This is a genomic window from uncultured Campylobacter sp., from assembly GCF_905373215.1.
In the GTDB taxonomy this organism is placed as follows: Bacteria; Campylobacterota; Campylobacteria; order Campylobacterales; family Campylobacteraceae; genus Campylobacter_B.
The window spans coordinates 43,434-55,727 of record NZ_CAJPRT010000009.1 but is presented as its reverse complement, the minus strand read 5'-3'; the positions used below and the strand labels follow the sequence as shown (position 1 = coordinate 55,727).

Genomic DNA, 12,294 nt, shown 5'->3' with positions numbered 1-12,294 from the left:
AAAATTTACATACGTGCTGGAATTTTGCAAACCGCTTGCGTCATAGCGACAAAATTCCATGCGTTTTACAAAGCAAAACGACGCAAATTTTAAATCGGCGTAATTTATATAATTTTGCAAGATACACAGCAACCGCGAAGCCGATAATCGCGTCTGTAAATTTTATAGAATTTACTCATGAGCAGACGCGGTATCTGCAGTCTTGGATCCCGCTTGTTCTAGCTGCTTAGAAGCATCGCGCCTTAAAATTTTATCATACTCCTCCACTCTTATCACCTTGCCCTCATACTCTATTTTAAGATCAAATTCCAAGCCTTTTAAGTGCGAATATCTAAAAAATTTATCCAGATCAAAGCCACTCGCGCCATTAAGCTCATCGCCGCAGAGCGCGGAATAGCGCTTTATAAGCGTATCGTAGATACCGAGTAGCGCCGTATTGGGCGTTACTGAGCCGCATCTATTAAGATCGGGCAGCGAACCTCTGTTAAACCCGATTGCACCCTTTTCCCAATCCTTCAAGCGCCCCCTCATAATATACCTAACTATATCATAATTAAAGCTATCCAACCAGCTCCAAACCAAAATAATCTCATCGTAACAATAATCATCCATATGCTCTAGGTATATTTTCTTATACTTCCTCAACGTATCCAAATCCTTACGGCAGTCATCGTATTTTTTTTGAATACGCTCATCGTCCGGAAGTCCTGCCAAATCGTATTTAAGCAGCAAATTTAGCATACTTGCGTCATGTCGTTGCGGCAGCATCTGATAGATGGAGCAGTTCGGCTGCCGCTCATCTTTGCGGTGTTTGAGCGTAAAAGCAATACAATGATCGTCCGTCCAAGCGGTAATCTCAGGTCTTACGCCGCTGCTAAGCATAAGCTCCGTCATCTGCAAAAATCCGCCTGCTACGGCGTAATAGAGCGGATCAGATACCGCGCTAGTACCCTCGCTTTTAGGTGTTCCGTAATATGTCCTTACCTGTGCATCGCTAGTATCGGCGACCAAATAGGCATCGCAGCATCCCGGAGTCGCAAGCCACGGACGAACATATTTAACGCTAGAAAAGCTAGCTCCATGCTTAAGTAGAACTTCCGCGGCGGCGGTAGAGTTATTTTCGATAGCATAGCTCAGCGCCGAATGAGAAAAATCGTCCGTGCGGTTGATATCCGCTCCGTGATAGATCAGCTCTTCGGTGGTGTTTGCATCGTTGTAAAAACTGGAATACATTATCGCCGTTATGCCAAAATGCAGCGGATCGCCCGCAGTGATGCGCTGCTCTCGCATAAATGTTAAAATACGCGCAGTGTCCTTGGAGCGCAAAAGCTTGCAGAAATACTCCATTCGCTCATCGCCATGCACTACGCATTCGTCCAAATCTAACTCGGCGCCCAGCCTTTCGTACCGGTACCTCGCTATTGCGGTGCGATCCTCGTCCGTTAGCGGCGGATTGGAGGAGTTGCCGGAGGTTGTGGCGCGACTCACCGTGGAATTTTGCGCGGGCTGAGTTTCGGATCTATCCATAAGTGCACCGCCTGCGATCAAGAAAAATAGGCCTGCCGTAACAACCAAGCACGCTATGATGAGCTTGGATTTTATCTCTTTCAAAGCAACCTCCGCAAATAAAATGACAAATACTACCGAGTGTGAGCTTAGCCGAATATAAACGGGCAGAATTTCACAAGGCAATTTTGCTCGGGCGGAATTCGCAGAGCGAGGTTTAAGAGGGTTTAGGCGCAAAATTTTTGCCTTCGAAATTTTACCGATAGAATTCCGCGTAGAAATATCGCAGAGGCGAAATTCTACCGACGAAATTTTATTCCAGCGACAGGCGGTTAGAATTTCAACAAGCGCTTCTACGCATAAAATTTAGCGCTAAATTTACGCTGTATTTGCACTCGGTATCGCTACGAAATTTAGTGGCGGCTACCATAAAATATTGAAATTTTAGTTTTAAATTTACCGCCCCTTCGCATATCCTCCTAAATAAAAACCGTATAGTCCTTTTTAATATAGTCTATATTTATATTTTTCTGCAAAAAATACTCTCTAACTTCGTCGTAAATTTCACTGCTATACAAATAAATCAAATAGTAGTGTGCCGATACCACAACGGAATAATATAAATATCCGCCATGCCACGGCTCATCGACTTTTATAAATGGAAAAATTTTAAATCCCTTTATGCCTTTATTTATGCAACAATATACGACGAATTTTATAAATATATTCGCCACATACATGCAAAGCAAAAATACAAAGAAAAAACCCAACGAGTTAATACGATAAAAAAATTCTGACATTTTCGGCAAATCAGAAAAATATTCTTGTAACGATTTAAGGCTACCTGTAATAGGTACACATTTTATCAATACTTACTCTACTCATCTACATATCCTTTATTAAAATTTGATTACATAAAATAATTTACTTTATCTATAATATCGATATTAAGCTTATTTAAAAAATATTCTCTTACCTCTTTTGTATCTTTTTTTGAAACCAAAGGAATTATCTGTTTTCCGGTTCTTGTTTTAATGCATAAATATCCCGGATTATAAAATTCAAATTTTTTATTTTGAAGTATCGAAAAGAGGAATATTGGCAAAAATCTAACAACAAGTATAGAAATGATAAAAATAATTTTTTGATAGACGAAACCCGACAATAGGGAAATCAAACACAAAATAAAACATAAAACATTTATTCTCAATTTATAGTTTTCCTTGATAAAACTATCATTGTTTATTTTAAAAATTTCCAATCCGCTTGATATATTTCCAAAATATGTTATGTGCAAATTGTTGATAATAATGTCTTTTTCTTTTGCAAAATAGCAATACAGGGCGAATAGGCACAAAAATAAAACACTTAAAATAAAAGTTGAATTTTGATTATATAGCAAATATGTTCTACCGCCATAATATAAATCTATCAAACCTTTGTTATACAAAATTTTTATGAAAATAGACGGAATAATGATTGCTATTATGATATAAAACAGCAAGTGCATAATGCTGTAATTTTTTATAACTATAGGCTCTTTATCGTAATCCCTAGCCTCGGTTTTAGAATTTTTATTAGGAGTGGCATCATCGGAATCTGAATTTTGAAATTTTAGATTTCCTTCTACGTTTAAATTTGAGTTATCGGATTCTGAAGTATCAAAATTTAAGGCATCAGAATTTTGAGCACTAAAATCTTCCTGCGAGCCTTGCTCTAAATTTTGATGTCGTTCGTTTAGAATTTTCTTTAGCTCTTCGAGCCTTGCTTCGTTCATCCTTATCCCTCGCTATCGATCTTAAGCGATTTCGTATTTTACTTCTTTATCGCTTGGGATAGTATTAAATTTAAAGCTACTTCGCTTGTCTGACTCAAGCATTTTGGAATTTGTCTATCGAGGTAAAATTTATAAAATTAGAAGATAAATTTAAGCGGGAAAGTCCCGCTTAAATTTTATTTGCCGCAGCCGCATTTGCCCTGAGCGGCAAGCTTGCGGCGGATATAGGCGATTTTGCTTTGAAGCGGAAGGTGCTTAGGGCAGTTGTCTTCGCAGCCTAGCAGCGTCATACAGCCGAATACTCCGTCATCATCGCCGATTAGCTCGTAAAAATCCTCGTCGCTGCGTTTATCCAGCGCATCGATCTGAAAACGCGCTATACGGTTGATACCGACGGCGCCGATGAAATCCTTTCGCATTATCGCGGTGCCGCAGCTTGCCACGCAGATGCCGCACTCGATGCAGCGATCCAGCTCGAAAACCTCCTGTGCGACCTCAGGTTCGACCTTCTCCTCAAGCTTTGAGATATCGGTCTCGTGATCGGTGTGGATCCAGCTCTCTACGCGTTTGCTCATCGCGTTCATCCAGTTGCCGGTATCGACGCTGAGGTCTTTTAACAGCTTGAAAACCGGAAGCGGCATAAGCTCGATCACGCCGTCCGAATAGTCCTTAGTAAGCGTGCGGCACGCAAGGCTCGGCTTGCCGTTTACGAGCATACCGCAGCTACCGCAGATACCCGCGCGGCAAACGAAGTCGAAGCTTAGCTCGGGATCAAATTTCTCACGAATCACGTTAAGCGCGATAAATAGCGTCATTCCGTCGGTCTCTTCAAGCTCATAAGTAGCGAAGTGCGGCTTTGAAATTTTGCTTAACGGATTATACTTAAATGCCTTTATTGTTATTTTTCTACTCATATCCTATACCTGCTCTTTCGTTAGGTGCTTTATATTTTGGCTGCAATTCATAATGCATCAATGCTTCTTGAATTTCATATCTGCCTTTGCCCTCGGCTTGCATTTTCTCGCGAATTTCATCGACCTCTTTTTGGCGCACGGCGCTGTCCGGATGCTCGATGATATTGCCTTTGGCGCCGTATCCGCGGAATGCAGGCGGCATCTCCATCTTCATAATATCAAGCGGCTCGTAGCTTAGAGTAGGCATAGTATCGCCCTCCTTCCAGCTCGCAAGCGTTCGTTTTAGCCAGTTTAGATCGTCGCGTTTCGGATAATCCTCACGGAAGTGCGCGCCGCGGCTTTCTGTGCGATCAAGCGCACCCTTGGCGATACAAAGCGCAAGCTTTAGCATCTTTGGTACGCGATAAGCCTCCTCAAGCTCCGGATTTCCGAAAAGCTCTTTATTGCTTACTTTGACATCTAAGGACTGCTTGTAAAGCTCCTCAAGCTCTTTTACGGCTTTGGCTAATCCCTCGCCGGTGCGGAAGATCGCGCAGTGCTCCCACATAACGTCTTTCATCTTGTTTTTAATCTCGAATACGTTAAATTTACCCTCTTTTTCAAGCAGGCTCTTAATGTAATTTTTCTCTTTATCTACGAATTTTTCGATATCGTGCGTATTGATATCGACATCGTGCCCTTGGCAATACTCCGCAAAATACTCGCCCACGATCATTCCTGCGACGACGGTTTCGGCGACGGAATTTCCGCCCAAGCGGTTAAAGCCGTGCATATCCCAGCACGCAGCCTCGCCGGCGCTGAATAGTCCCGCTAAAGTCGGACTCTCGCCCGTAGCTTTTGTTTTGATACCACCCATCGAGTAGTGCTGCATAGGAAGGATCGGAGCCCAGCCCTTGCCGCGCTTCCTGCCCTGCTCGTCGGTTATTACCTCGGTATCGGCAGGATCGATGCCGTTGAAAATTTCGCAAATTTCTTGCACGTCGCGTAAATTTTTCTCGATATGCTCGCGTCCAAGGATCGATATGTCGAGCCAAACGTGCTCACCGTAAGGGCTCTTTACCCCCTTGCCTGCGCGGATGTGCTCCATTATGCGGCGGCTTACGACGTCGCGGCTAGCAAGTTCCTTTTTCTCAGGCTCATAATCCGGCATAAAGCGGTAGCCGTCCACGTCGCGTAAAATTCCGCCGTCGCCGCGGCAACCCTCGGTAAGCAGAATTCCGCTCGGAACGATAGGGGTCGGGTGAAACTGCACCGCTTCCATATTTCCAAGCTGCGCGACGCCGGTCTCAAGCGCGATAGCAGCACCTATGCCCTCGCAAACGACGGCGTTTGTGGTGTGTTTATAAACTCTGCCGTAGCCGCCGGTAGCGATTAGCGTGCCTTTTGAGACGTATGCGATCAGCTCGCCGGTAACCAAATCACGCACGATTGCGCCGTAGCAGCGGTTGTTTGCGTGAATTAGCGCGATCGCTTCTTTTCTATCATGAATATCGACGTTATGCTTTAGCGCTTCGTTCGCAACGGCAAAAAGCATCGTATGTCCCGTAGCATCGGCGGTATAGCAGGTTCGCCATTTTTTTGTGCCGCCGAAGTCGCGGCTGTGGATAAGTCCGTGAACCTCATCTTTTTCGGTGATCGTGGTTTTTTGAGCATTGATAATAGCGCTTCGCTCGCCTCTAGTAATCCTGGTCCAAGGAACGCCCCAGCCCGCAAGCTCGCGGATCGCCTTAGGCGCCGTTTGTGCAAACATCCTAGCGACATCTTGATCGCAGCCCCAGTCGCTTCCTTTTACGGTATCGGCAAAGTGCACGTCCTCGTTGTCGCCCTCGCTCATCTTGGAATTTCCTAGAGACGCCTGCATGCCGCCTTGAGCCGCCGCAGAGTGCGAGCGCTTAACTGGGATCAGACTCAAAACGATGGTGCTAAGCCCTTTCTCACCGGTAGCGATCGCAGCTCTTAAGCCCGCTAAACCGCCGCCAATAACTAAAGAATCGCAATATATTACATTCATCCTAAGCTCCCTATTCTAAACTTAACCATTTGAAATCGGCGATTATCGAAAGCAGGAAAAATGCGCCCCAAACGATAAAAACCGCCTTTTTAATGAAGGCTCTTTTTCTTTGAATTTCAGCCTTCGTGCCGTCTATGCTGATCCATTTCATATAAAGTCTATAAATTCCAATACTAGCGTGAGTTACTACGAAAATTAATAAAACAAAATAAAATAGATGAAGCTGTCCGAATCTAGCAATAGCAAGATCTGCAGTAATTTTCGGACCGAATACGATCATTAAAATATGAGCCGCCGCAAAGAAAAATAGTAAAAACCCAGTCCAAAACTGAAACCACCAAAGCGTCGTATCGCAATGCTTCATTCGCATTTTGTGCGCTTTAAACGCCCTATAAGCGGCGTAGTTAGCCGGAAATTTTCTCATCGCCAAAAATGCGTGAACTACGAAAATCACGAAAATTACAAAAGCAACAATGTTTGTAACGAAATAAATTCCGCCCGGTTCGGCGAAATGTACGACGCCCTCAAACGCGCCCTTACCGATCAAAATTGTGCCGGTAAATATCATATGACACAGCATAAAACAGGCCAAAATCAGCCCGCTGATGCTTTGCGCCACGTCTTGCAAAGCCATAATGCGGCTTTTTTTGCCGTCTATGGATCTGCCCGTAAAGCCTTCAATGCGACCTAGCATAGGTTCTCCTTAAAAAAGATGATTATAAATCCCCGCTAAACGAAAATTTACATTTTTGTAAAGAGATTATATTACTTTTTAACTTTAGATTAATTTAATTTCTGCAAATTAGTTTTTTCTTCAAAGACTGCTTTAAGAAAACTGCTATCAAAAACATCACCAAAGATAAAATTTGCCCCATCGATAAATTTAAAAATATAAACCCAAGCCCATCATCCGGCTCTCTAAAAAATTCCACGAAAAATCTAAACGCCGTATATAGCATCGCGTACAAACATATCAGCTCGCCGTTAAATTTCTTAAATTTACGGTAGAAAAATAAAATCACGAAAATTACCAGTCCTTCCAAAACCGCTTCGTAAAGCTGGCTTGGGTGACGCAACGTGCCGCCTACCAAAATCCCCCACGGCTCGCTCGTCTCGCGTCCGAAAAGCTCCTGATTTAAAAAATTTCCCACGCGTCCGAAAAAATACCCAAGCGGCACGCTAAGTGCCACGAGATCGAGCAGCGCCCACATATCGGTTTTAAATTTTTTGCAAAACCAAACCGTCGCGATCACGAATCCGACGACCGCGCCGTGATAACTCATACCGCGAATGCCCACGAATTCGCCGTTATGAAAGGGGTTGAAAATTTGCCACGGATGGCTGAAATACCACGCCGCCTCGCCCGAATAGATCGCGATGTATCCAAGCCGCGCGCCCAAAATGACGCCCACTTCGACCCAGATAAAGTAGCGATCAAGCATCTTATCGCTAAAGCCAAGACCGTCTTTGCGCACGAAATACTTGGCGATAAATAGCGCCGTAAGCAGCGCCAAAACATACATAATGCCGTACCAGTGCACATTTATGCCAAACGCGCTGAATGCCACGGGATCAAAGTGGGCGTAAATTTCGTTCCAGTAATTCAAATTTTTCCTTTGTTTTAAATTTTAAAATTTAACGGCACGCATCGGACGCTGCGTGATACACGCTCGGTAAAAGACGCAAAGCAGCGCATACGCAGGCACTAAACCTCAGTTTTCGAACGCTCGATCACACGCGCGAAACACGTAATGCGCGGATGCTTAGCGATAGCGTCAAACGATGCGCAGACCACCTCGCATGAAATTTCGCACGACGGCGCCAGATGGGGCGTAAGGCGCCTCACGTAAAATTCCAAATGACTATGCCAGACGACATACGAAGTGACGCGCAAAGTGGCGCGACGCAGACAAAGCACGCAATACTCTAATGCAGGCGGCGCAAAACGAGAGCACCGGACGCCGAGCAAAACTCGCAGTACGCGCAAAACAAACATCGAACGGCACATGCGCAAAATACCGAATGCCACGCAAAATTAAAACGACGCGCGATACGACAAACGCCGACGCACAAAACAGCAAGGCAGATACTTTGCATCCGCGCAGATAAAATTTGCCCGCCTCGCTTAGCTTGTCGCGCCCGCAGGAGCTGTATCGGCTACAGCGCAAGGAATTTCCGAAAGCAAGCCCCAAACCTAATCTCTACATAGCACTTTTCTGTGCCAAACGCGCAAAAACACTGAGCGCGCGTTCTAAATTTTAAATTCCAAGCCCCGGCGTCTCTTTCACCACGCGACAAAAATCCGCCAAAAACCATCCAAGCGCCTTGTAGTAGCTACTTTTGGCGTTTATCTGCACGTGCGTAGCAAGCGCGGAAAAGCTAGGAATGATAAATTGCGCCAGATATAGCGTCAAAATTTTATGCGATTTCGCGTCCGTGTTTTGCTTAAATATCATGGCAAGCAGCGCTAGCATATTGGCCGCGTGAGCGCTTTTAAGCTCCGCGAAAGGCTTTTTGAAGCGGCATTTTTCATAAAACAGCTCCACTTCGCTTTCGCTTATGAGCTTGAAAAAGTCCATCTCAAACGCCTCTTTTAGCGCCTCAAAATCGCGCCCTAGCGCCGCGTAGTCCTCGCTCTGCACCTTTTGCCAAAGCTCATGGCCGTTTTTGTTCTCGATATTTTTATTTACGATGATCCAGTTTTTGCCCAAGCCGCGCAACTTCTGCTCATCTATCACGCCTTTAAAATTCGTCGCAAAGATTATGCAGATCACCGAGTATAGCTCGCCTAGTTTCATCTTTTTCCTTTAAATTTAATCAAATTTCGCTCGCTTTTTTTAGCTTTTCGATGCCGAATTTTTCCCAAATCCTGCTTAAAGATCGATCTAAGCTCTGCTGCTTTTTATCGATCTCGCCAAAGAGCAGCGAGCTGCCCGATTTGCCGCTAAAATTTGAAAGATTTAGCGCTACGTGGATTATCTGCGCGCCTTTTTTCACGTCGCAGAGCCTAAACAGCTCAAGCGCGGTCTCACTCAGCAAGCTTAGACTAAACGCCCTATCCTGGCTGATCTGGTGCGAAAACTCCTCGCGCGATTTGTAGCGGATCTTTAGATCATACGTCGCGGGCTTTAGGCCTCTGGCGAGCACTTCGCCCGCCAAATGGCGCGCCAAAATTAAAATTTTACGCCGTAGTTCGTCCCGATCGGCGCACGGCGCGAAGCTGCGCCCAAAGCCGATACTCTTGCGCTCGCGCTTTGAGACGACCTCGCCCTCGTCCTCGCCACTAAGGGCTGCGAAAATTTTCCTGCCGTTTGCGCCCATCTTTTCAAAAATTTCTCTGTGCCCTAGCGCGTCGCCGAAGCTTACGATGCCGTATTTGCCGAGCGTTTTTTGCGCCGCCTTGCCGATGCCCGGGAATTTTGCCACAGGCACGGCGGATAGCTCGCGCGCGATTTGCGATTTTAAAATTTGCCGCACGCCGAAGGGCTTGGCAAGGCTCGTGGCGAGCTTTGCGATAAGCTTGGCTTCGCTAAGACCGATGCTGCACGGAAGGCTAAAGCGGCGCATAATTTCGCTTTGTAAAAACGCGGCAAAGCTCAGCGCGTCCGCGTCGTATGCCGTACCGCGTAAATTTAGAAAAAACTCGTCGATGCTAAATTTTTCGATCTCAGGCGTAAAGTTTAGTAAAAACTCATAAATTTCGCGTGAAATTTTTCGGTATTCGCCGTGCCGCGCGCGCACCAAAATCAGCTGCGGGCAGAGTCCGAGCGCGATTTTAACGGGCTGGGCCGAGTGCACGCCGTCCGCTCTGGCTTCGTAGCTCGCGCTTAAAATCACGCTGCCAAGCTCGCTCTTGCCGCCGAAAATCTCCTCGTCGCCGCCTCCGACGACTGCGATCTTTTTGCCCGCAAGCGCGGGATCGGCAAGTCTCGCTACAGAGACGAAGAAGCTGTCCAAATCGATGTGGGCTATCAAACTATGTCAATCCCAAAACCGCTAAGCCCCGCGTAGTCTTTCGGCTCGCTCTTGCTTAAAATTTTGATTTTTTTCACGCCCAGATACGCTAAAATTTGCGCTCCGATGCCGAAGCTCTTAAAATCGGCGCGATTTTGCGCGGTTAGCATCAAAAGCACGCCGCCCTCTTTGCGCAAAATGTCCAGATCACGCATGAAATCGTTAAATTTCGCATCGCTTAAAAATTCCAGATCGCTTGAAATTTTATGAAATTTCACGTTCGTCTGCGCGCTCTTTCCCGGCTCGCCGAAAATATATGCGCGGTGCTCGTTGCCCTCGTGATCGCTCACGTCGTAAAATTTCGCCGCCTCGCCGCACAGCATAGCGCTTTTGGGCTCGCTAAATTTAACGAGAGTTTCGTGCTTTAGGCGGTACTGCACGATCTGTGCGACCGAGATCATATTGATGCCGTGCTGTGCGCAGAATTTTTCCAGATCGTCCCTGCGCGCCATATCGCCGTCGTCTTTGATGATCTCGCAAATCACGGCGCTTTGCGAAAGCCCCGCCAAACGGCATAGATCCGTTGAACCCTCGGTGTGCCCCGTGCGAGCGAGCACGCCGCCGCTTTTGGCGATAAGCGGGAAGATATGCCCGGGGCGGACGAAATCATCCGCACGAGCGCCCACGCGCGACATCAGCTCGATCGTCATATTGCGCTCATACGCGCTTACGCCCGTCTTGGCGTCCTTCGCGTCGATCGTGACGGTGAAGGCGGTCTCGTGGCTGGAGGTGTTTTTATCGACCATCAAATTTAGATCAAGCTGCTCCGCAATCTGCGGACTAAGCGCCACGCACAGCACTCCGCGAGCGTGCGTGATAGCAAAATTTACTTTCTCCGCGCTGCTAAATGTGCTCGCAAACACTAAATCGCCTTCGTTCTCGCGATCGACGTCATCGACCATAACGAGCATTTTGCCGTTTTTCAGATCCTCGATCGCCTGCTCTACGCTGATCATTATCGCTCCTTTAAATTTAATTCTACAAATGCCGCTTTTAGCTTCTCAAAAAGCGGGGCGAACGAAACTCCGTTTACGCGGACGTTTGCGATCGTCGTGATGAAATTCGTATCGCGCTGCCACCGCGGCACGAGATGATAGTGCACGTGCTCGGCAATACCCGCACCCGCGGTAGCGCCGAGGTTCATGCCGATATTTACGCCGTTTGCGCCCAGCGTACGCTTCAAAATCCCCACTCCGGCGCGTACGTAGCGGCTCATCTCCGCCCACGCATCGTCGCTAAGGCACTCGATATTATCGACATGCTCGTAGGGTATCACCATAAACGCGCCCGGGCTGTAGGGGTAGAGGTTCATCACCCCGAAGCAGTGCTGCGCGCGAAAAAGCACGCCGTTGCGATCGTCGAACGCCGCATCCGCTGCCGCGTCGCAGAAGGGACAGCCGCTTCTTTTTTCGGTAAAATACTCGCTTCGCCAAGGGGCGCAAAGATAATCCATCTCTTTTTCCTTTCCGAAATTTCAAAATTCTATGGAATTTTAAAATTTGCGTTTCGCAAAATTCTATGAAATTTGGAATTTAAAACTTCTAAATTTCATAGAATTTTATTTACGCGACTTGCGCTTGCTCAAACGGCACAAAGCTATGCGCGCTCTTTACGAATCTCGTGCTACGCAAGGCGCTTCGGTGCGACATACGCTTTACAAATCAAAGCGCACGGCGGGCGATATTAAATCCGCAGCAGTTTGCGTGCGCATTATAACAAAACTTTGACGCACTCGCAGGCACGGTACGCGATGCCAAACCTGCGCCGCAATCACCATCGCGACACGCGGTAAAATTTAACGCGGCGCGGTCACGGCGCAGCTGTATTGCAGCTGCGGCTTAATCGCGCCGTATTGCAGGGTATCACAGCCCTACTAAGCCCCTACACCGTCCGCTTTTGTGGTAGCTCGCTTTGCGCAGTTATCGTACGTGCAGCTCCTCTGAGCGGCTTAGGTCGCGAGCTGTGATTAAATTTACGGCGCCGTACAATCGCCAATACTGAGCTTGAGAGCGCGCGCTAGACATACAAGGCATTACGATAGACGCGCAATTCTCGGCGCTCAATGCTACAAG

11 protein-coding genes are annotated in these 12,294 nt (G+C 46.8%); all 11 read right to left on the bottom strand.

What is annotated here, in order from left to right; all coding sequences use genetic code 11:
• Positions 1–171: 171 nt before the first annotated feature.
• Complete coding sequence (locus QZ176_RS06105; protein ID WP_295151996.1) at positions 172–1,611, bottom strand: ankyrin repeat domain-containing protein; 1,440 nt, start codon at positions 1,609–1,611, stop codon at positions 172–174.
• Between the two features lie 374 nt (positions 1,612–1,985).
• Positions 1,986–2,240 carry a hypothetical protein gene (locus tag QZ176_RS06100; protein ID WP_295151994.1) on the bottom strand — a complete coding sequence of 85 codons (255 nt, stop codon included), beginning with the start codon at positions 2,238–2,240 and terminating at the stop codon, positions 1,986–1,988.
• Positions 2,241–2,416: 176 nt separating this feature from the next.
• Complete coding sequence (locus QZ176_RS06095; protein WP_295151992.1) at positions 2,417–3,283, bottom strand: hypothetical protein; 867 nt, start codon at positions 3,281–3,283, stop codon at positions 2,417–2,419.
• 176 nt (positions 3,284–3,459) lie between these two features.
• A complete protein-coding gene (locus QZ176_RS06090) occupies positions 3,460–4,197 on the bottom strand; it encodes a fumarate reductase iron-sulfur subunit (RefSeq protein ID WP_295151990.1) in 738 nt (245 codons plus the stop codon).
• Entirely contained in the window at positions 4,190–6,208 is a 2,019-nt protein-coding gene (locus tag QZ176_RS06085) for a fumarate reductase flavoprotein subunit (protein WP_295151988.1), read from the bottom strand. The genes QZ176_RS06090 and QZ176_RS06085 overlap by 8 nt, the downstream gene beginning before the upstream one ends.
• 10 nt (positions 6,209–6,218) lie before the next feature.
• The gene (locus QZ176_RS06080; RefSeq protein WP_295151987.1) at positions 6,219–6,902 is read right to left on the bottom strand and encodes a fumarate reductase cytochrome b subunit; all 684 of its coding nucleotides are present in this window, start codon (positions 6,900–6,902) and stop codon (positions 6,219–6,221) included.
• A gap of 94 nt (positions 6,903–6,996) precedes the next feature.
• Entirely contained in the window at positions 6,997–7,815 is an 819-nt protein-coding gene (gene lgt, locus QZ176_RS06075; RefSeq protein ID WP_295151985.1) for a prolipoprotein diacylglyceryl transferase, read from the bottom strand.
• A 651-nt stretch (positions 7,816–8,466) separates the two neighbouring features.
• Positions 8,467–9,006, bottom strand: a complete 540-nt coding sequence (locus QZ176_RS06070; protein WP_295151983.1) for a hypothetical protein — start codon at positions 9,004–9,006, stop codon at positions 8,467–8,469.
• Positions 9,007–9,025: 19 nt separating this feature from the next.
• Positions 9,026–10,183: a DNA polymerase IV gene (locus QZ176_RS06065; protein WP_295151980.1), complete on the bottom strand. Its 1,158-nt coding sequence runs from the start codon at positions 10,181–10,183 to the stop codon at positions 9,026–9,028.
• Positions 10,180–11,178, bottom strand: a complete 999-nt coding sequence (locus QZ176_RS06060; RefSeq protein ID WP_295151978.1) for a bifunctional 3,4-dihydroxy-2-butanone 4-phosphate synthase/GTP cyclohydrolase II — start codon at positions 11,176–11,178, stop codon at positions 10,180–10,182. The genes QZ176_RS06065 and QZ176_RS06060 overlap by 4 nt, the downstream gene beginning before the upstream one ends.
• A complete protein-coding gene (locus tag QZ176_RS06055) occupies positions 11,178–11,675 on the bottom strand; it encodes an HIT domain-containing protein (RefSeq protein ID WP_295151976.1) in 498 nt (165 codons plus the stop codon). Before QZ176_RS06055 ends, QZ176_RS06060 begins: the two co-directional genes overlap by 1 nt.
• Between the last annotated feature and the right edge of the window lie 619 nt (positions 11,676–12,294).